Annotated in this window: 17 protein-coding genes and 2 pseudogenes; 7 read left to right on the forward strand and 12 right to left on the reverse strand. The window is 43.6% G+C overall.

The window, feature by feature from the left end:
* Window positions 1–30: 30 nt before the first annotated feature.
* The 7 genes from ACHUE3_RS10075 to ACHUE3_RS10105 all read right to left on the reverse strand — a co-directional run bounded on the left by ACHUE3_RS10075 (window position 31) and on the right by ACHUE3_RS10105 (window position 4,928).
* Window positions 31–795 carry a hypothetical protein gene (locus ACHUE3_RS10075; RefSeq protein ID WP_463530597.1) on the reverse strand — a complete coding sequence of 255 codons (765 nt, stop codon included), beginning with the start codon at window positions 793–795 and terminating at the stop codon, window positions 31–33.
* A 2-nt stretch (window positions 796–797) separates the two neighbouring features.
* Window positions 798–1,757: an AAA family ATPase gene (locus ACHUE3_RS10080; protein WP_000139695.1), complete on the reverse strand. Its 960-nt coding sequence runs from the start codon at window positions 1,755–1,757 to the stop codon at window positions 798–800.
* A 209-nt stretch (window positions 1,758–1,966) separates the two neighbouring features.
* Complete coding sequence (locus ACHUE3_RS10085) at window positions 1,967–2,983, reverse strand: YqaJ viral recombinase family nuclease (RefSeq protein ID WP_394192321.1); 1,017 nt, start codon at window positions 2,981–2,983, stop codon at window positions 1,967–1,969.
* Window positions 2,984–3,043: 60 nt separating this feature from the next.
* Window positions 3,044–3,187, reverse strand: a complete 144-nt coding sequence (locus ACHUE3_RS10090) for a hypothetical protein (protein WP_394192322.1) — start codon at window positions 3,185–3,187, stop codon at window positions 3,044–3,046.
* 81 nt (window positions 3,188–3,268) lie between these two features.
* Window positions 3,269–4,087: a phage recombination protein Bet gene (gene bet, locus ACHUE3_RS10095; protein ID WP_250660365.1), complete on the reverse strand. Its 819-nt coding sequence runs from the start codon at window positions 4,085–4,087 to the stop codon at window positions 3,269–3,271.
* A gap of 79 nt (window positions 4,088–4,166) precedes the next feature.
* Window positions 4,167–4,586 carry a single-stranded DNA-binding protein gene (locus ACHUE3_RS10100; RefSeq protein WP_199467232.1) on the reverse strand — a complete coding sequence of 140 codons (420 nt, stop codon included), beginning with the start codon at window positions 4,584–4,586 and terminating at the stop codon, window positions 4,167–4,169.
* A gap of 15 nt (window positions 4,587–4,601) precedes the next feature.
* On the reverse strand, window positions 4,602–4,928 hold the full coding sequence (locus ACHUE3_RS10105) for a hypothetical protein (RefSeq protein ID WP_007104995.1): 327 nt from the start codon (window positions 4,926–4,928) through the stop codon (window positions 4,602–4,604).
* Window positions 4,929–5,297: 369 nt separating this feature from the next.
* Between ACHUE3_RS10105 and ACHUE3_RS10110 the strand changes: the two genes are divergently transcribed.
* Together ACHUE3_RS10110 and ACHUE3_RS10115 are read left to right on the forward strand one after the other, a co-directional pair.
* Window positions 5,298–5,900, forward strand: coding sequence for a hypothetical protein (locus tag ACHUE3_RS10110; protein WP_394192323.1), 603 nt, complete (start codon window positions 5,298–5,300; stop codon window positions 5,898–5,900).
* Window positions 5,901–6,000: 100 nt separating this feature from the next.
* On the forward strand, window positions 6,001–6,678 hold the full coding sequence (locus ACHUE3_RS10115) for an endonuclease (RefSeq protein WP_238777639.1): 678 nt from the start codon (window positions 6,001–6,003) through the stop codon (window positions 6,676–6,678).
* Between the two features lie 10 nt (window positions 6,679–6,688).
* Here the strand turns inward: ACHUE3_RS10115 and ACHUE3_RS10120 are convergent.
* Window positions 6,689–7,145, reverse strand: a pseudogene (locus ACHUE3_RS10120) (IS5 family transposase); the annotation flags it as partial.
* 375 nt (window positions 7,146–7,520) lie between these two features.
* Between ACHUE3_RS10120 and ACHUE3_RS10125 the strand changes: the two are divergent.
* From ACHUE3_RS10125 to ACHUE3_RS10140, 4 genes are read left to right on the forward strand one after another with little or no spacing between them, the layout of a single operon-like run.
* Window positions 7,521–7,904 carry a hypothetical protein gene (locus ACHUE3_RS10125; protein WP_238777637.1) on the forward strand — a complete coding sequence of 128 codons (384 nt, stop codon included), beginning with the start codon at window positions 7,521–7,523 and terminating at the stop codon, window positions 7,902–7,904.
* A 4-nt stretch (window positions 7,905–7,908) separates the two neighbouring features.
* Complete coding sequence (locus ACHUE3_RS10130; protein WP_394192324.1) at window positions 7,909–9,744, forward strand: hypothetical protein; 1,836 nt, start codon at window positions 7,909–7,911, stop codon at window positions 9,742–9,744.
* A gap of 15 nt (window positions 9,745–9,759) precedes the next feature.
* Window positions 9,760–10,725 carry a hypothetical protein gene (locus ACHUE3_RS10135; protein ID WP_238777633.1) on the forward strand — a complete coding sequence of 322 codons (966 nt, stop codon included), beginning with the start codon at window positions 9,760–9,762 and terminating at the stop codon, window positions 10,723–10,725.
* A 10-nt stretch (window positions 10,726–10,735) separates the two neighbouring features.
* A complete protein-coding gene (locus ACHUE3_RS10140) occupies window positions 10,736–10,864 on the forward strand; it encodes an IS66 family transposase (RefSeq protein ID WP_123161597.1) in 129 nt (42 codons plus the stop codon).
* A gap of 186 nt (window positions 10,865–11,050) precedes the next feature.
* Here the strand turns inward: ACHUE3_RS10140 and ACHUE3_RS10145 are convergent, their stop codons facing one another.
* The 3 genes from ACHUE3_RS10145 to ACHUE3_RS10155 are packed head-to-tail and all read right to left on the reverse strand — an operon-like array spanning window position 11,051 to window position 17,174.
* Window positions 11,051–11,539: a hypothetical protein gene (locus ACHUE3_RS10145; protein ID WP_238777631.1), complete on the reverse strand. Its 489-nt coding sequence runs from the start codon at window positions 11,537–11,539 to the stop codon at window positions 11,051–11,053.
* Window positions 11,536–16,212: a RecQ family ATP-dependent DNA helicase gene (locus ACHUE3_RS10150; RefSeq protein ID WP_394192325.1), complete on the reverse strand. Its 4,677-nt coding sequence runs from the start codon at window positions 16,210–16,212 to the stop codon at window positions 11,536–11,538. The genes ACHUE3_RS10145 and ACHUE3_RS10150 overlap by 4 nt, the downstream gene beginning before the upstream one ends.
* Entirely contained in the window at window positions 16,209–17,174 is a 966-nt protein-coding gene (locus ACHUE3_RS10155; RefSeq protein ID WP_238777627.1) for a DNA-processing protein DprA, read from the reverse strand. Before ACHUE3_RS10155 ends, ACHUE3_RS10150 begins: the two co-directional genes overlap by 4 nt.
* A gap of 259 nt (window positions 17,175–17,433) precedes the next feature.
* Here ACHUE3_RS10155 and ACHUE3_RS10165 point away from each other — a divergent pair.
* Window positions 17,434–17,588, forward strand: a pseudogene (locus tag ACHUE3_RS10165) (transposase); the annotation flags it as partial.
* Window positions 17,589–17,815: 227 nt separating this feature from the next.
* Here ACHUE3_RS10165 and traN read toward each other — a convergent pair.
* The gene (traN, locus tag ACHUE3_RS10170) at window positions 17,816–21,508 is read right to left on the reverse strand and encodes a conjugal transfer protein TraN (RefSeq protein ID WP_238777625.1); all 3,693 of its coding nucleotides are present in this window, start codon (window positions 21,506–21,508) and stop codon (window positions 17,816–17,818) included.
* Window positions 21,509–21,510 lie beyond the last annotated feature (2 nt).

Below are 21,510 nucleotides of genomic sequence, written 5' to 3' on the forward strand. Positions count from 1 at the left end.
GTAATTGACACGCTAATGGCAATACCACTATCAGAAATAGTAATTTTGCGAATCAGGCGACGATTGGTTGAGATCGATCTTCGCAGGCATTAAGTCCAGTGCTTCAGCTATCGGACGAACCCTTTCTAAATCACTGCCTAATAACCTTAATACATCTTTTTCCAACTTCAGTTGGTCGGATACTTCTATCCCTTCAGGACTCGCTACTGTGAGCGAACACAATGGTGGTAATTGACGCTTAAAGGCCAGTAACAGCAACAATGGCCACGGGCCATCATCAGTGTTAACAATGCCAGCGCCTTCACCTGACACCATGCTGATTTGATTGGTACTAGGTAATCCGCTTTTGCAAAACCCTAATGACCATTCTCCAATCCTGACCTGGTTATCATCAATAACAGCCAAGCCATAGGCTTCAAGCAGCTTTGCCATATCGAACAACGCTTTTTGAGCCAGCGAGACTTGGCCATTGACGTCCTTGCGAGTACGAAACTCCCAACTGACGTTATTGGCGCACGCGACACTATCTAGCGCATTTGAGAGTTCAAATGGCCGCCCTTGATGATCAATGCCGACGTGTCCAACAAATCGATAACCCTTGTTGATTTTCTCATTGATTCGTCGGTCTGCTTCAGCGTTAGGATCAGTCGAATCAATCAATCGCTGCTGCGATAATTGACCGGCTTTTCCAAACCGAACTTCAATCTCCTTGGTATCTGATCCAACGTAAATGGCCCATTCTTTGGCTGTCCCATCAGAATGACTGTAACGGTAAAGAGCAAAGCACTTTTCCATCATCAATCCTCCCAATGGTCACCGAAGACATCAGCGGCAATACGGTGAATGGCTTCTCGTTGCTCCAACTCAGCACGAGCCGTCAAAGACCGAACCAGTGCATACTCCACTGCGTTAGGAGCGCCTTTAAAAGCAAGTGTTAACTTTGCCCAGCGCACCAAGGTCCTAGTGGACATCGTGATACTAAGCTCTGCTCCGCCATCCGCGCCCCCAATAAAAAGACGACGAATGTCACCGGCTACTTTCACCATTTTTTGGCGAAAGACTTCTGGCAAGCCCGGCGCAACATTCTCCAGAATGGCTTCCTCTACAGATGGCTCTGCATAGGTAGCTTCAATGATTCTAAAGCGATCAAGGAAAGCCAAATTCTGTTGAAGCACACCTTGATACAAGCCCGTCTGGTCACCGCTGCCCGCACTGTTGCCGGTAGCGATAAAACGAAACTTGTTATGTGGCATGATGATCTCTCCGCCATTTTGTGCGATGACCAACGGGGCACCTTCCAAAATGTCATTGAGCCCAGCCAGTTCAGCAGGCTCAGCAAGATCCATTTCATTAATGATCAGCAAATGGCCATGCTTGACAGCCAGTGCCAGCGGCCCATACACAAAGGTCATGTTGCCATTAACCAGTGTGTGGTGACCGATAAGATCGGACAACTCCAATCGACCGTGCGCAGTAATTTGCTGAACAGGCCAATTCAATCGAGAAGCAACTTGGCAAATTAGCGAGGTCTTACCGCATCCAGTGGGGCCTGTAATATACAAACCGTCACCGTCTGGGTGAGACAAGAACGCCAATACGTCACGTAAGTCTTCTTTTCTAAAAACATACTCGTCCTTGCGAACGGGAATGTTTGGATGGGTAGTGTCGGCACCATATCCTTCCAGAACGAAAGCATCAGGAGCCGGGACATTGAACGCTTGATTCACTTGAACCAAAAATGGGGATTGTTCTGTCATGGTAAACCTCATTAGTTTTAACGAGGCCCCATGCCCCAACAGGGAATGAAGTCCCCGTCGGGTGGTGTGTTGATTGTGGTATGGCTGTGTATGTAAGAGTTCAGCTCGCTCTATCATTCGTACCCAGCATTGGCTACGAGTGAAACTGCTTTCTGATGCACTCGATGTAAGCGCATGAGAAAGGAGCCGAAATCGGCTCCAAGTGAACGTTAAAAGTAAAATGAGCTCGGCGAGTCACCTGGCAGAACCAAGTTATCTTGCTCAAGACTGATTTTGATTGGTGTTTCAACGGGCTGCTCTGGCTTATTGGTGCTGATACGCAACCGCTCTTGTGGCGCTTTTCGGTAAGCGGCTAAAACCTGTTCATCCAGCTCGCCTAATTTATCGGTGGCCAATTGCTTATAGTCCACCGTGCCCGCCATCATGTAGCGGCTGAGTTTGACCCCAGCATAGTCGGCATGAGCGTAGTTACCCATCATGGCGACCAATTTTGACTGAGCGTCTCGCATTTCCTCTTTCAAAGATTTAATGTGATTTTCCAGTCGGACCACTTCGGCATGTGCTGAGCAATACTGGCGGGACAGCGATGTCCAACGGTATTGGGCTTCACCCTTGGGAACAAAACAATCTTGCTCAGGGCATTTTGACGGTTCTTTTTTGGTCTGTACTAACTCCCAAAACTGAAGCGACGTTTCTTGCAATTCAGTTAAGAACAATGCGTCTCGTTGTATTTCAAACTCAATCAGTTGATCCTCAAAATAGAATACCAACCAACCACGCGTGCTATTGGCGACCAGTATTTGATGCTGTACTTGCACCCAATACAACTGGTACGCCTCGCTTTGTTCTCTGTGAGCTTGCACATCCTCAAAAACTGACTGGCAAGGACATTTCAGTTCAACGGGCTCGCCCGCATCGTTGATGCCATCAAAGCTGGCTCGAAAGATTGCGTTATGATCGGCTTCTGCACATAACGGCAGAAGAAAGTCATTATGCGCATTCTCAAATGCTCGCCTTGCTTGAGGCTCCAACCGAATACCGCGAAGCACATTAGGATTATTCGACAGGTCTTCCGGTAATACGAATCCAGTTTTTTCTGCCCATAATCGCCAAGGTGTTTTGTAGGGTGAACGCCCCATAATAATTGGGGCTTCAGATGCCGTAACCCCTGCAATGCGCCACTGGTGCCATGCAGGAGTACGTTGTGATAGGTCGATAACCTTCATATTGTCTCCTTTGAGGGGAGACTCCCCCGAAGGAGAGAACTCCCCTTCAGGGTTAAGTGGTTACTTTGCAGCTTGTGCTAACGCTGTTTGGTGCTGAACAACACTTGCTTGAAGCGAATCAATTGAAGCTTTACCGGCTTGAATCGAACCTAAGACTAGGGCAACAACCAATACCAAGCGAAAAAGTGAGGCTGATTTAGTCATGGAAGATCTCCAAAAAAAGACGAGACCTTCCCACTGACGGGAGAATAATCCCGCCAGGGTTAGTAAAATGAATGCGTGGCGCTAAGAAGCTAAAGGCTGTGTGAGCGCTTTGGCTGCTTGTTGCTGTGCATTAAAGATTTCTTGTTTCGCAAACGTCAGCTCAACACCTTGAAAATGTTCATTGGCATATTCCAATGCACTATTCCATGCGTTTGAAGCTTCCGCCCGCTCGATAAGCTTGTAAACAAGCCCTCGGGTTCGATCATCAACTTGCTCGGGTGATATCACCGATGGCTCAACAACGTGTGTTGCTTGGCCTTCGATAATTCGCTCCGCTTCGTCTTGATCGAAAATTCCCACAAAGCCAAACGCAATGCGGGAACACTGGATCATGGATTTATGTCTTAGCATTCGCTTAGTGTGCGTCTGCCATGGACCATCTACCCGGTAAGGGCCATTTTTGCCGTTACCTTCAAAAGGCGATCGATAGACTTCATCCAGATACTCAGTGATTTTGACTGGGTGCGAACGGTCGCGCCGATAGATGATGCATTCCATCCATTCCGGGCATTCTTTCGCGCCATCCAGGGAGACTTTGTTTTCTGAAGTCTTAAACTCCATGCCATCAAACTGGTCGTGTTGATTGATGATGCGAGACCATCCATCGACACCTACCACTGGGATAATCCCAGCTTGTTTATCAGGGAACGCAAAAATCTCTTTGGTGAAAGGGTTCAAGCCGTACTGATCTGCAACCACCAAGAGCGCCATCATCTGCTCATTGGTCGGTGCACTACCGTCACGTTGCTTGAATGCTGTTGCTTTTAGGGTATCGAACAACTTGTTTGGATCGACACTAAAGCGCTCAGCAAAGCGTTGGATTAGCTTTGGTTTTTCCATTTTGGACTCCGACAATCAAAGTGGGAGTCTGCCCCTGACGGGAAAGTACTCCCGGCTGGGTTAAAGCGTTTTTGCTCAGTTAAAAATCTGGTTCAGGATATGTTTGTGCCCAATTAGTTTGGGAGCCCGCATCATCCGCCGCTGATGGCTCAGATGCTTTGTTCACACTATCAAGAAGCAGAAACTCGTCCGCGTCCACTTCGGTCAATCGATGCTTAATACCATCTTTCTCCCATGAGCGCGTGCGCTGAGGCCCTTGAACAAAAAGCTTCGCTCCTTTTTGGATTAAATCTTTTGCCCTTAGCCCTAACTTAAATCCACCACGATCTCGAAAAACGACCCGATGCCATTCCGTATGCTCTTTGAGCTCATTGGATTGACGGTCGCGCCATTTCTCAGAAGTGGCCAGTGAAATACTGGTCACTAAATCACCTGATGGATAGGCTCGCGTCTCTGGCTCAGCGCCAACGTAGCCTATGAGTGTTACTTGGTTTTTCATGATGTTCTCCTCGTCTTAGTTGAACTCTGTGCACACAGTCGCTTCTACCCGGCTGGGCAAAGAAGACTGACGACGCAGATAGGTTGGTATTTCGAGTAAAGCCATGTCGTACTGATGTGGCTCTTTGTAAAACGCAGATGTCAAACGGGGCATACCAGGAGCTTTAGGCACTGCCATTGGACGACGTTTTGGTGTTGGTGTGAGCAATCGCTTGATTTGAGTAAGTACAAATCGAAACGGGCGCACGCTTTGACGAGCAACCAATCGCAAAAGCGACCAGCTCAGTTTTGCAAGCAACATAATGCCTGCGACTTGGATAATAAATCCGAAGATATATTCCATTGGTGACTCCTTAATTAGGTTGTGAAGGAGTCACCCCCAACTGGAGAAAACTCCCCCAGTTGGGTGGTGAAAAGGCGAACCGCAAGGAACGCATGGTTGAGCATGTAAAAACATGCAGGCTATTTGTTTAAGGAGGCTAGCTACCTCTTAGTACCACTGAGAATACTCAGCGGCGGGCTTCCTTTGAGCTCATGCTCTCAGGCGCAGATATCACTGAAACAGATCAGCAATATTTGATAGTCATTGTAACCGTCTTATCCAGACAGGATAGTTAGAAAGATGCTCAATTCTTCCACCTAGCTGAAAGGCCATTACCGCACAGAGGATTAGGCTAGGGACTGATTATTGTCATATCAGGAGCAAAAACTTATGGCCCAAGCAAAACCCAATTACTCAAAACCCATCTTTGAACAATCATTCACAATTAATAGCTTACAGGCGCAACGTGTCGTTGACCGTGTTTTTAGACGGACGGTCAGTGCGCTTTACGGAATCGATGTCATCCTGCGCATCATTGGCGATGAGAACGAAATTGATGAAGTGGAACAGATCATTAGCCAGCTGATCGAGGATTGCGCTAAGGCGGTAGACAACGAACAAGCTCGTTTGGACAAACTGATGGAGTCCAACGGCATCGATGAAGTACCTGACTACACCGACCCGATTACCTTCAACGCCAAAATCAGCTCTCCTCAGGTTGGCCAGTTTGTTGGCTTAGTGCGCAAACTCGATGCGTTGATGATCTCAATGGACACACTCTGGTTATCTAGCGTGCTTAGCAACAAGCAACGTGTTGATGGCAACTACTCATGGCAACAGCGCATTATCAAACTTGCACGACGCATTATTGATATCGAAATTCGAGCACGAAAATCAGCCCAAGCTAAGGGTAAAGAAGCAGAGGTTGAACAAGCGGTGCCTTTAACCGATGACGATATCACTGAAGAGGAAACAGATACCCCCGCCAACTAGGCTCCCATCAACCAGCCCCTCTCGAAGGGGCTCTTCATCTTGCTGCATTTTCTATCAAAATCATTAAAATGAATTTAACTGTCATTTTTGGCCAAGCTACATGAATAGAACTGATTTTTTCGTTACTTTCTTTATAGCGTTGTTCGCTATACCTGCAATTGCAGAACACCCCACATCGTTCAGTCAGGCAAAACGATTTGCCCGAGAAATTTACCAAGACAACCAGAGTACATTTTACTGTGGATGTAGCTATAACAATGATGGTGCGATTGATGCTACATCTTGCGGATATGAACCAAGGAAGCAACCGAAACGAGGAGAACGCTTAGAGTGGGAGCACGTTGTCTCAGCTTGGGAAATTGGCCATCAACGCCAATGCTGGCAAAATGGTGGTCGTCGGAACTGTGAAAAGAATGACCCTGAGTTTTCTAAAATGGTGTCGGATCTCCATAACCTCGTACCATCAGTAGGTGAGCTCAATGGGGATAGATCAAATTTTCGATTTGGCATGATTCCGAATGAACCAAGATCCTATGGTCAATGTGATTTCGAAGTTGATTTCAAAGACCGTCGAGTAGAACCGCCAGCTAACCGTCAGGGTGATATTGCTAGAATCTATTTCTACATGCGTGATCAATACGGCCTAAGACTAAGCAGGCAACAAACTCAACTATTTGAAGCTTGGTCAAGGATGGACCCTGTTGATGAATGGGAAATTACACGAGACAATCGAATTAAAGCCTTACAAGGCAATAAAAACTATCATATAAAAAAATAATAGGGGCAATAGTATCTACTGTGAGATGTAATTTCCGCCACACTCTGCGTTTACCATCCGTGCCATGTTTTTTGAATTTCCACTCGCCCTCACCATAAACCTTGAGACCTTTGCATCGATAGCAAGATGCTGAATGGTTCCTTTGGTTTTCGTCTTAAAACTTACATCAACGTCTTTGGCTCGACGACTGATACAACTGTAATGTGGGCAACGCAGTGGAAGGTGAGCAAGTTGAAGCACGGAATCAATAAAGCCTTGCGAAGTGGCATTAAACAAATACGCTTTACCATCAAAGCGGTTGTGATGGCTAACTCACTGAAAACACGAGGTCTCCCGCGCTTGTTTTGCTTGCCTTGTTTCCACTCTCTTATCGCCTCCTCGACAATCCAAAACGTCAGAGAGCCTCGGTTTATGAGAGCTTGATTGTATTGCTTCCAGTTGTTTGTGTCGTAACGAGGTTTCGACATGAGACTACAGAGTTGAATGAATGTAATCGATCAGATCGTAAGCTTAGGATTTAGTTCCATCGATTTACGCAACAAAGCCATTTAGACGCTGAATGATCGCTTACTTTGCCCATAACGTTTGCTTGATGTGTGCTTCAGTTGCGAGCGAACGAATAATGTTGACTTGAATTTTATTCTTGCATAAAGTGTTATTAATGTATTAATGCATTAGTAGAAACCTCTCTACCGTATAGTGTTCGTTCCGAACTTTACACATAAATTGTGACTTTAGTCTTGCTAAGAGGGGACGTATCCCCTCGACCACTTTTGTGTGCACTTATTGTTTGATGGAATTACCACGAATATTCTGCTTATTCATTTTAACAGGGAGTAAAAATGCTTTTCTATGCTGTAGTGTTCATAGTTTTAGGAGTGATTTTCAAACTTATATTAAGTGAAAAGATATTATACCCAGCAATTATTATAACCGCTATTTTATGGGCTTTTGCCTTTGGCCCTTGGGCAATTTTAACATTTTTTGAATTATTGCTCGGCGTTACTATAGTTGAATCAGTGAAAAGTAATACTGACATTAATAGTAAAAATACCAAATCAAATAAAAACACCTCCCCTACAAGAAAAGATTATTTAACACCCACATCAAGAAGAAATATAGTGGCCAAAGAGAGCAGCTCTCCTATAAAAGACGATAATTTTGATATTGACATTAAAAAGCTTAACGTTGCATATACAAAAGAATTAAATAAGAATAGCTGGTAATTCCATGAATCAAAAAATTGCCATTTCAAGGCATGACGATAATTTTTCATTTTTAAATGAAGTAACAAATTCAAACAAACGAATACGCCTTGGCTCAGTTAACCCGAACAAATTAAATCAGGTTGATTACACTCCGATATCCACTAATGGTCATACCGTACTCTATAATCAAAAATATTTTGAAATTCATGAATTTTTTCATAAAGTAAAATCAGAAAACGTTCAGAACCTAATCGTTTTGACTACAAAGGAAAAAAGCAAAATATTAGAAGACTTGTTAATTTATAATCAAAGGATGTATGTGCTAGAAGAACTCTATCCCATATTTTCAGATTTAAAATATATTAGCAATTTAGAACGTAATTTGAATGAATTAGTGAAAAGACTTAACGATGTAAGAAACTTATGTATTAAAGGCGGGTCATTAAATAAATCGTTATCAACAAAATATCGGTATGCTATAGAAAGAGCTATTAGATACAAAAGTGAGCTTGATTCAACACTATATTTTGCTTGTCTGCCCCCTTACCAAGAAGTGTTTAAGTTGACTGAAAAACAAAAAGATAGAGTGATCTTCAGTGTCGATTATAACTCCATGTTTGCAAAGTGTATTCAAGGCTCGTTCCCTGATCCCAGAAAGCTTAAATTAAAATCATTTAAAGATAGTTATGAATTAAATGAGTTGTCACCTGATGGAGTTTATAGGGTACTATTAATTGGAGCTAAGAATTCAATTTTCTTAAAGCATCACCCTTTAAAGTTTTCAAAATCAAATCAATCTTTTCATTTTAACCTCGAAGTAGGAGATAATATCGAGGTCTTTTTACCAAGAGATGAGATCATTTATTATACGTCATTTTTTGAAGGATATCGCGTTTATAGCGGGATCGTTTCTTCCAGAGAAGTCTTACATCCATTATCTAAAACGGTTCAAACGTTGTATAACGATAGAAAATCTTCACGAATAGGTTGTTTAAAAAACTCTTTAGCCAAGCAATCTATCGTCATTGCCACTAGCGTTACCAATGCCAAAAGGTATATAAAAGTTAACTCGGAGCAGCCAAATGATATCATCAACTTTTTCGAACAACATTTTAAATGCCGATTTGACGATTCGTTCGATGTATTTCAAAAATTAGAATTAGCAAAAATCAGCAATAGACTAGTAACTTCGGGCACTAATATCAATAAGTTAAGGTCTAAGGTTATCAATTATAAAAACAGGGACTCGATTTATTCTTTTCATTCCAAAATGCTTTCTAACTCTAGGATCATGATGATGAAATTAATGGAAAAATTGTTAAAGATTAAAACCGTAGAAATATGCTATGCCAATGTCGATTCAATTCATTTTTCGCTAAATCGTGATATGGTCAATGAAGTCAGATCTTTTCTTAATGAAGAATGCTCTGATGAGTTAGGTAAGTTGAAAATCGAAACGCAAGCAACGTTTGGTTACTGGTTTGACTTAGGCAGATATTGGTTAGGCAAGGAAAACTTTGAAGTAACTAAATACAGTAATACCTTATTCAATAACTCTTTTGATAATAAAATCTATAATAGAAGAAGGGTACTTAAAAAGGTTGATTCAATACAGGGTTATAGATACATATCTTATCTCCCAATCGCTATAGAAAAGACTTTCAGTTTTAAAAAGAAGTTAGTTGTTAGTAATAACCCTGATCAGACCTTATATAAAAGATTTGATTATTCTGAAATAAAATCAGCTCCGATTGCGAGCAATTCAGTAAATAAAGAAAAGATAACAAATTACAGGCACAAATTTTCTTTACTAAATGAAATGGCTTCAAACATTCAACAAATAACAACTGAAATGTGAAAGTAGGACAGTGCGATGAGCTATTATGTATCAACATTTGATAATAAATTTAAGAGAATCTTTGCTTCGAGTTATATTAATTTAGACAAAAGAGATATTTATGATTTGGCGTTACAGATCCTATCCAGTCACGTCAGTAACATGTCTTACTCGATTGAAAGAGAAATCAAATCAATACTAAATTCCTATTTTGATATTAATCAACGTTACAAAGACGTTTACGTAAATTTTTGCTTATCGAATAAATTGATGGCGCTTTCTGAGTCTTCTAATGAATTACATTCTATTCCAAAAGGCAAAGATGTTCGAAAGGTTGTCTACTTAAAAAGAGTCAACAAATTTTATCGAAGCTCCTTATTAGAGTATGCTAAAAAAGAAAATATCAACATTGAATTCGTTGAATTAGCCATGAAAAGAAACTTTCTTAAAGTAATAACGGGATTCTTTTTACAGCGGCACTGTAACCAAACGTTAACCCCTCAGATACTTAGTAAACTCGATTTTTTTGTAGAGACTATTAATACCAACAACAGGTTATTAACCCCCTATCAAAAAACAGAAAGATTTCAAAGATTCATCCATGAGCTTTGTTCAACCATAAAGGGTGATAATTCTGTTCCTAGTATACCTTCTAAGTTAATGCGTACCATTTTATCTTCAACAAGGTTCCACTTCAGTTACATGAACGAACTAGACTTGAGTATGCAAGAGTTAACTCGGATAAGACAAAAACAGAACACCGCATTCGATGAAGTTAATTTATTTGATCATGATCGCATGTCACCTAAAATCGGAGCTAAATATATAAAAAATTGGAAACAACGACATCAAATACCAATATTTGGCTGGAAACATGAATCAATACTCGACGAAATAAATCAAATCGATAATGATGACTTGTTGTATGTGAACCTGTGCATTTATAGCAGTTCAAACATAAAAACTATGGATGAGGTATCGCTTGAAGTTCGTGGATTTTGAAAAATTCTGATTGTGTGATGGTTACAGTGCTTACGACAATATTGACGGGATATTCCCTGTTGGTTGCTGGGCACATGCTAGACGTAAATATGAAGATGCGTTAAATCAGAAAAGCGCGTTAAAGGCCGAGCGAATATAGCAAAAAGTTATATCGGCAAACTCTACGCATTGGCACAATAGGCGAAAAGTAAAAACCTAACCCCAGATGAACGCTACCAACTTCGACAAGAAAAAGTATTGCCTATCTTAGCAAAGTTCAAAGCTTGGCTCGATTCTGTATTCCAACTTATTGATTACAATTAAAAACTGAATGACAATCTGAAAATTAAAGAACCATATTCATAGCCAAGAATCCGACACCTCCAGCCAACACCAAGATACCTAAAACAACTATGGTTCGTAGCCCGCTTATCGATCTTTGCTGAGACTCCACCACCGCCTCTAACTTGCTTTTCAATTCCGCTAATTGTTTAGCAATGCGGCTATCAATTGCTGTGCAGCCTTGTTCAAACTGATCAGGTGTTACAAACTTCAAGGCTGCAACCTCACGCCTTAGTTTCAACTGTTCATCTTTGATCTGGCCTAGAAGATCATTCAGTGACGTAAGGCGACCGTCAAACTCTTCAAATTTATTCGAGTTCTTTGTAACCAATTCACCTTGTTCAGTAACTAGATTTGCGAGCGTCGATTTTGCTTCCTCAATCTCAGTTCTTGCATCGTTGACGGCTCTCAACAGGCCATTAAACTCGGCCACTTGCGCCGACTGCTCTTCGAGTGAATCAATTACTCGGTGTAGTTTCTGTATGTCATTCACCAATTAATCCCCTTGTATTGGCTGGTAAGTTTTTCAAGTCTATTTGCAAGTGGAGCTAACAAAGTGTGATAGGAGTACGGATCCCCTAGCTCTTCATTTACCTCCCCAAGAACATCCAAATCTTCAAATTTCTCATGGACCAAACGAGCAAAGTGGCTTCGTGCATGTTCAGAGAACATTGGCTTTAGCTGCATAGTTTTTCGGACCAAATCTAGTGCTTCATCTCTATTATCACTAATCAACCGTTCAAATGACGCGGCCATTCTTCGCTCTCCATCTGCATCATCAAACTCATCGGAAGCTAGTCGTAGCACACCACTCAAGTAGTTCAAGAATGCATTATCTTTGTATGACTCTAGAAATCGAGAAAGCTGACCTCGTAGGATCGTCATTTTCTCGCTGCCTACTAGATGTTCCGTGCCATCATCTTCATCAGTTTCAAAAAATACTGATGGCCACATATTCGCCGACACAGAATTCTCAGCCATATTGAGCAGAAGTTGACTCGACTTGTCGTGCCTGAAATAACCCTCTAGCTTCTCCTTAAATTCTTTGTCATCCATTCTGCCTTCAGCGAATAAACTACATTGTTCATAAACGTTCTTCTGTGACTGGCGACGGTTGTAGACAAAATGATCGTAGGACCAGAGTAAAAGAACTAGAAAGATAAATTGCGATTTATCGATAGACCCTTTTCTCAGCTTGTCGCAGAGAATTTTGTAGTACTGGTTATCACTACTAAACACATCCGCGAGCTTGAATTCAGGATCGTACTTTCTGACGGTATGCTCAAGTTTCTTTTCCAAACTTTCTTCTGATAGGCACTGGAACTCGACATAGAGCGTGCCATTAAAAAAGTCTTCGATTACCCAGTCAGAGACAATACCTAATTGAGAAAGACGGTAGATAGCCTTTTCCAATTTAAACTTTTCCGTACCAAACTGTCTGGCAGTAATGGTCACTGTGTTGTGTTCCTGATTGTATTTAAAGAATTCGTATACGTTTGCCATCAACTTGAACTCATCATTGACTGTGTCCAAGCCGTTTGTCATCAGGAATAGGTTTGTGTTCAGGTCGCTATCGCGACTCAATGACTTCACGTACTCCTTCAGATCTTTGACATTCGTGCTAGCGTCCCAAATCTTGTCGAGAATAGCTGAATTGGGCTCTTTTGTGAGAAGCACATAGCAATCTGCGGGTACTTCCTTGAATAGTTTTTTATCTCGCCCGGCCCTGCCTGCTTCCTGATACAAGGCCTCCATCGACCCAGGTATTCCGAAGTGAACCGTATAGGCAATATTCCCCTTATTCACGCCCATTCCGAATGCCTTAGTGGCAGTAAGTAGGCGGTATTTATTTTCTTTAAATTCGTCTTGAACTTGGCGCTTATATCTATCGAAAGCCTCTCCCTGCAATCCACCCATTTTCGGAGCCGACCCCGAAAAATATCTAACATCCATCTTCAAGAGTGTTGAAATTCGGCCCGCTAAGCTATGACAACCCTTAGCTCCGTTGACGGTAGGTGTGAATATGATCCCCGCCTTATTGCCGTCTTCCCCATCGGAATTCCATTTACCCTCCATTTCAGAAACAAGATCGACGACTGCATCACCTTTACGGCCTTTATCATCGATAACGTGGAATGAGAGTTCCTCGCGAGTGAAGTCCATTGGGGTACGGACAAAATCATCGGGGATATCAAACTCTGTTTGAATATCCTTTAAGACGTTAACTGATGCTGTTGCCGTTAGGCCTATATAACTTGCACTGGGAGCAAACCGTTCGATTGTATTTGCCAGGTTCAGGTAAGATGTTCTGAAATCATGCCCCCACTCAGACAAACAGTGAGCTTCATCGATCACCGCGTAGGCAAATGAGAGATCTAGTCCTATAGCCGACATCTCTTTTCTAAACGCATGGGTTTGGAATCGCTCAGGCGATATGAATACGAAAAAGTACTTACCACGTCCGAAATCTCTCTGAACTTTGGCCTTCTCTCCTGCCTTCAAATCACTGGTAATAAAATTGCTTCGAGTAAAGCCGATGCTATCCAAATCGGCTTTCTGGTCATACATCAAACTCTTAATCGGACACACAACAAAGCTAACGGCTGGTTGCAGAACCGCAGACAATTGGTAACAAATCGACTTACCCGAACCTGTAGGCAACAATCCTATTGTGCCGTTTCTCGAAAGTGCAGATCCTATGATACCAACCTGACCTTCCCTGAAATCTACATCCTCTAGGTATGGTAGAAACATGTTGCTGAGGAAGTATCTCAGAGACTCTCGCTGCCCGCTGCCTGGGCTAAGGTCTAGCTTATAGGCAATAGGATCTCTGCATGAAAGCTCAAAAAAGTCATAGTCAATCAATTGACTGGTTTCTATTGAAACAGCATCAGAATCTTCGAAGTATCGATAGAAATCGAAGTAATCCGTTCGTGAATATATGACGTCTTGGTTAACTTGAAAGAAATCGTCATAACGCTCCAGTGAGCTGAAGTCGATGAATATATTTTCACCAGACCGTTCGCTCGGAAGCTCATCTGATTCGATCAACGCAACCTCAATTCGCTTTTCTTCAATGCCGATGAGACGAAAGAGATTCGATAACAAATCGTTCAGGTCGTCTAGTGCCGCTTCAGCAAAATCAGTTCCATCACGATTGACTACGAATAGTTTTTTCAACTCCCCTAGTCTGATCTGACCGCGTTCAAGAAGCTCTAATAACAGTATCTGGAAACGCAACGCCGAGGTCAGCCTCAATCGCGAGTCAGTAACATCGACTCCATTTTCGTAAGCCTCTTGGTAGTTCAATAAAGAAATACCATTAGGAGGCGTTAGGACACCATTTCGCTCTAGACCATCAACGATCTGAATTTGAGAAATAATCGAATTTATCTTACTGATAAATGACTGGTTCTCAGATGCAAGCTCTTGAACAGTGAATCGAACAGTCTTCAGTCCCAGGCTTTCGGTAAACGCATCCCTCATTTCATCTAAATGCTGAGAATTTTGGTGCTGCTGACCGTCTATCTCAATAATTAAACCAACTTGAGGAATGTAAAAATCTACCTGTCGGTTCTGGAATTGTTCAACGTAGACCTGAGTCATATCGTAAATCTGGACTTCAGGGAGCATTAGTTGTTTTACAAAAATGTACTTACCGAAATACTTCGGTATCAGCTCATCAAAAAACCTTTTCGCTGGGTAGTTTCCTGACTGTTTGTGGCCTCGAATCAATCTATTCCAAAAAACCGGCTTATCTGACACAAGAGCCTGAGCTGGTGTATTAAGAACGTTCTGATCCAGTTCAATACCAAATGCCTTCCTCAGCTTCCGCGAGGCTATTGTTGGCTTCCCTCTCTGGAGCATGTTCTTAAGAACTTGAATTGCGCCAAATAGCTGACCAGACGCTGCTTCAGACGAGATCGAATACTGGAGAAGATTATGGAAAATGAAGTTATGGTTGGTTCTCGCGTAGTTAGCAGAAAACTTCTTGCTTACAAGCCTGCTACTAGACTTCAGCTTGCCATATCCAGATTGCTCATTTTCATCTGCCAGCGAGTCGATGATTGGGTTGTACAAATCTGAAAACAGTTGGTTATTGTGTTGTTGTTCTTGGCTGTCAGTGCCTAGCTCCAATCTATAGAGAGTTTTAACCAACGTAAAAATGTAAATACTTGAATTCGGAAAACCTTGAGATAGACAGCGTGTTATCTCATCAGTTGTAGCCCCCGAAGTTAATACGTCGTCAACGATCAGAAATGTCGGATTTGAATTAGCTTCTATTGAATCAACATCGGCTTTATAAGCACCTCTGACCTGCTGGAGTCTTTGTGCTGCAGTGCAATTAGTCGATTTATCTAATACGTGATCTTTCTCTAATATCTTAGGTTGGTAAGAAGCCCCTAAAGCAACAGCCAGCGATTTGCCCAAGGTATCTAATGCTTTATCGCCATCTTCAGCCCTAAGCTCAGCATGACCTAACGCTCGGACAACAATATCTATGGCTGGGAATAAAGGAGCTAGCTCAACACTCTTGTTAACCCAGCGGCGTACAGAAGGATTCTTGTTATCTTTGAAAGACCAAACTTCCTGTTTGATACCATCTAAATAAAATCCCAGATGAAGTTTATTTCCAGATTGAATTAACTCAGAACGTTCGGTTGTTGCAGAGCTCAGCATCGAATTTTTTCCAATAAGCTCGGAGAGACTGATTACTCCCTTATGTGACGAATCGATCTCCGAGGCAGAACCCCAATCTACTGAGAAAAACTCAACTCCTGCATTGGAAGCAGCGTCTCGATCTAGGTTGCTATCTCCTAAAAAAATTGACTCGTCGGCGCTAACACCGAAGTAATCGAGAATACGAGTAACGCCTTCAGGGCTCGGCTTATGCTGCGTTACATCATGGTAAGCTACTACATAATCAACAGTGATACTGAAGTGTTTGAGTAGCCCCTGAACGTAGTTCGAAGGCGCATTCGAGAAGATAGCAACCTTGATTCCAACCGACCGAGCCGTTGTAACAAGGCCGACAACGTCCTGATAGATGACACAACCATTAAAGTACCTGGGTATGTCTCTCCATCGGCCAGCTGACCGAAGTGGTTCGAGGCTTGATGTATCAATAAGCGTGTCATCAAGATCGAGGACGATGACCTTTATCACAGCAGGCCACCTTTTGCTTTCAACGACCCAAATGAACTCGCAATATCTTCTAATTGAAGACGAATATCTTCATAAGATTCGCTCGTGTAGGGTATCGCCCTCCCTTCGTTAACTAGCTGTTGAGTTCCTGAAATTGCCTTGATAGTAAGATCTGGATACTTAGCTTTATGTGCGTCAGGAACGAAGACAGGACGCATCATAGAGATAGCAGATTTGACTGCGTGCATCGTCCCACCATCTATCGAAGTTTCAATAGCAAAGACGGCAGTAGATAAACCTGCTTGTATCCTGTCTCGCTTAGCAAAGAACGCAGGTATTGCTTTGGTTCCTGGTGCATTCTCTGCAACTAGAAGTCCGCCCTCGTCCAATATTTCCTTAGCGAGTTCCCGATTACTTGCGGGAGAAATAGACTCCACATCGACAAGAACAGAAATCGTTGGTGTTTTGGCGTCTAATGCCGCGCGATGAGCAATTGTATCGATACCCAGTGCAAGTCCACTGACTATCGTGAAGCCATAAGTCGCAAACTTTTGAATAGTTTTAATCGTTATGGTTTCCCCCTTGGGGGTGTTTTCACGAGTGCCTACAACCGCTAATGAAAGCCTATTATCTAAGAGGTTCAGATTGCCTTTGCAGTATAGAAAAGGAGGAGGTTTCGGGAGACCGTATAACGAAATTGGATAGGTTTTCGTACCGAAGAGAACAATCTCAACACCTTTATTTTTGAACGAATCAATCTCAGCTTGTACTTCGACCCTGAGAGCTTGGAAGTTCGCAGTATCTAAGAAGCTTTCGAGAGTTGCTCGAGATTTACCGTTTGATATTTTTAGATTGGAGGAGTGGTGTGCCAGTTCTTCGAGTGTTGCCACTCCGCTATACGCTGAAAACTTTAAGATGGACAGAACAGTTTCATCACCAACGTTCATTAACCTCTTGACAACAAGAGCATCTACAATGTTCACATCCACTCCAAAAACACAACAAATTCTAGTCCATTAACCACTAATTTACTTGTATTCGACCGAAAACACAATAGAGTCAATCTCTATAAGTAGATATACCCCACGGCAAGAGCGTTTTGAATTGAACTAATACCTAGTAGCTCGATCAGGGCTGGCAGTTTATTATTGTCGGAATGAGTATTTTGATACCATCTGCATTTGGTATCAGCTGCGACCAAGGAAAGAAAATAGCAGTCGGGGCAATGACGATATAAATTAGTGTTTATATCGATACCCAATTTAGTTGAAAATGCCTTCCTGAAAATTAAGAAATACCGAGCAGTGACTACACGGTATGAAAAATTAGCAATAAATTATGAAAGTGTCGTTGCTTTGGCATTTTCAATCATGTGGTTCCCTATGCGGGTAGATTGAAATATGTACAACAAAGACTAACACGCTCTAAATAAGTGCCCCTAATTGTGCTATATATGGCGAGAATGAACGTGGCACAATGCATTGTGATCATGCTGCCTTGCATCCCAGTACCATCGGAGTTGCAGCTAAACTGCATGAAAATGTGCAGCCTCGCGGCAATGCAGGTCAGTGAGCTACATTTAGGGACAGCTATTTAGGAAACCGCGCTAATAGAGTAATTTCTTTTAATTATTCCCCGAAATTTCTTCCGTCGCCTCCTGACGCAGTTTCTGGGCATCCATTCCGTTTAGCCGTTCAATAGCTCTATCTGCGGCACTTTGACGGTTTCCATCAACGTTTAGCGTACTTCCTGAGCCTGTGAGTCGTTCCAGATCCAGTGACGGTACTTCGGGTAGGTTGCCTGTTATCGATAAGATACCTATCCATTCATCCAGATTGACTTGGCTCCAATCCACCTGGTTTAACTGACTCGCGGTCAATCCTTCACAGTTGGGAGATTTCGCACTGCCCCAACCAAGGCCCAATTGAGGACGTACTTGTTCTTGAATGATCCGTGAAAGTGGCGAAGTAAAGCAGCAATATGACTGCCGTTTTTCAACACAGGCACCTAAGAACTTAGACTTGCAGTAAGAGCCTACATAGTGGCAACTCTTCAATACCCGCTTGGCGTTCATTTCAAACTCACTCTGCTCACATTTCCAGATAAGCTGAATGAGGATCATGGTGACTGAATAAATCATGTAGGCCGTCATAACCGTACTCAGAACCGCGCCCGCAGCGCCACCCAGCGCAAAGTTGCCGCCCGAAACAACACCATCGGCTCCGACAGCACCACCAACGTTACTAAACAGTGCCGATTGCGCCCCCGAACCAAAGGTAGAGCCTACCCATTCAGCCGTTTTGTTGGTCAACACCTGCATGAAGCCAGTCGCAGCTTGCTCCGCTCCCGCGCCAGCAGCCGTTGATGGCCCAGCCCCCATGAGAGAGTCCCATGCAGACACAAAAGGCTCTTGGACCGCACTCCAAGTACTCGTGATTGGCTCCCTAAGCGTATTCCAGGAACCATAGATTGCCGAAGACGGATTCATAGCCATGACTGCCGTATCAAGCTTGTTAACCGCCACTATCATCGTGATGTAGTCCGATAACGACACGCCACTTGGCTTTTCACAGCAATCCACTATGCCGCCAACGGCTTTTTTGCACTGGCCAGCATTACCTTTAAAGACCGTACACTCGACGTTGTCTTGGCCATCAGCACCCGTGCATGACATATCATTGGTCATAAACTGCGCCGCATTAAGCATCGCTGCGGCCTCTGCAAAGTTAGCCTGCTTGATTGACTCTGGCTCTAAACAATCTGTGCCCATACAGCGAACTGGCCCCACACAGTTGTATTGAGTTTCCATTCGAGCGTTTTGCACTTCAACGCTTTGTCCGCAGTCATACACCAAACTTTGGATATAACAGAAGCCTTCATGACCAGCCCCGCCTTCAGTGCATTCGGTTCTGACATATTGGCAGGCCGGGTTTTGCTCTAGCGCGGAACACGTATTGGTGGTCGTGTTTTGTCCGTTATTGACGATGGTTTGAGTATTACCATTGGCATCTACCCAGCTATCTGAGCTGCCCATATTGAACTCTGGATGAGCAGTCGAAGCATTGTAGGTTGCTCTTGCCCTCCAGCATGAGAGCCCTAATCCATCAGAGCTGCCACGACTCGTTAAATGAGCAGGAGACGAAACAACAGCCGGATAAAGGCTTCCAAGCTTTGCCAACTCGCCACTACCAACCGTTAACCCTTCGATTCGTTTTGTGCCAGTATCCAAACACTGCCACTGCACCGCAGTGAACTGATCCGTTTGCATCAAGCATTGGTCTATGCCCGGATCACTTGATTGATGAACAACGTCTTGCTCTAAGTATTTACCAGAGAAGGTCAAGTAAGCACTCAGTTTCGCAGGAGCCAAACACTTCTGAACTTCTCGGCTGCAAGTATCGAAATCGACTTTGTTCCAGCCGGAATCACATCTGGAACGCGTGACTTCCTGCGGTTCATGCCACGAAATAATCGACCCATTAACGACCTTGCACAATGAGCCAACCAAGGTTCCTTTTGGACAGGTCATTTCAGGGTATTTAATGGACGGTTTCGTCTCTGTGACCGTCTCCTTGTTGCCCGTCAATGAGAGTGTCGTTTTCCAGCCATTTGCCTTGGACGGCGACTCGGTGATTTTTATCTCAGTATTTTGATTATCAAACACTCTCAGCGTCGCGTTTCCAGTTTGCATAGTGCTGCTGTGCTGTGGAACAAAACTGAGCGTTTCGGAGCTAAAGCAACCACGCTCAATGGACCAGCTTTGTTGATGGGTTTCAGCGGATACACGTCGCTCTAACTGACACTGAGTAAGCGTGCTGATCTTCTCGCACACCTGGTAATCCGGTACATGCTTGGTTTCAGTAAATGGCGTAATCGTCTGAGTAGGCTCACAAGCTTCAAAACTACTTGGCATAAGGTTGGATACCACACACTTTGGATCGCTGGTTTGCAATCCACAGTCATAGGTATCGGTAAAACGAATGCATTCACCTTTATCATTGGTCTCGGCACATTCTGACGACATGAATCCACAGGAAGGATTCGCTTCAAGCACTTGGCAGGCCTGATTTTCAATCCCCTTATAGCTTTCATCATCCACACTAACTTGAACACGCCGACACAAAGGCGATATGCCAGCCACTGGGCTTGGGGCAAAGTAGGATTCACAAACTGAAACACCATTGACCACCGTACATCCGTTGGTTGAAGAAGGCTGATCCGTGCATTGAATGCTGTAGTCTGAAAACTTCGTCGGGATATCCGCTGCTTGTTCGATACAGGATTGTGGCGACCAACTATCATTCATCACCACCTTGGTTGGATCAAAGCGCACCTTGATGCGTGCATACCCCTCACCACTACCAGTGACCGATACGCGAATTTTTACCGGCACTTCTAAACCTGGTTCTACCGCTTTTAGCCTGGCAGTGAGATCGGTATTTGGATTGCGCTCCCAACTGGTACTGAGCTCGCAGCGACCTGCCGTTTCTGGTGGAAAGTTATTGTTCGGCCCAGACCAGACTTTCTGATCGCCAAGCCACACCTGCATGTAGTCATCCCATTTGGCGTACTCAAGAACGGCTGAAGTAATCGCATCGGGGTTCACGACTTTGAGTGTGATGGCCTGTTCAAACACTTTACAACGGCCACTCCAGTAGTTGTCGCCAATTCGTCCAATCCAAACTTCAAGACATCCCTCACCACAAGAGCGAAGGTTCATTGGTCCTGAAACATGCTCAATAATGCCTGCCGTGTAATCGTGAGTAATAGTGCAGCTGTTAACCGCTGTATTGAGCCTGTCGCATTGCTGGTAATTTGGGCTACCTTCACCTTGAGACTCACAGCCGGGGAAGCTTTGCGTTAATAGATTGGGGGCAGTTTGAACCGCATCGGTTAATGCCCAAAGCGGATCATTGACCATATCTGGCCGAGACCTGTCTTTGATTTGCTGGAGCGAGCGAAACGCCTCACCCGTAGCGCCATTTTCGGATGCCATGCTCTCTTGGCGCTGCATTCCCAATTGATTCATGCTGGCATCAGAGCCATAAACGCCCGTTAAGACATCCAATGAGCCCTGATCCATACCAGGGAAAAGCTCTTGCAAGTTAATGGACTCATTACCACTGCCATTCGGCACCGACAATGTATTGCCATTGAGTGCGGGCATCGTCCAGTTTTGCAGCAATTGCTTACCTTCTTGTTGTCCGCTTAGGCCGGATTGGCGCTGCACATCAGCGGCCACACCATGTAAGGGCAAGCACGCCATAGTGATTGATAAAACACCCGCTAACACTCGGGTAAAAAGTGTTGGTTTCATAG

Origin of the sequence: Pseudoalteromonas atlantica, from assembly GCF_043641955.1 — a bacterium.
GTDB lineage: Bacteria > Pseudomonadota > Gammaproteobacteria > Enterobacterales > Alteromonadaceae > Pseudoalteromonas > Pseudoalteromonas atlantica_A.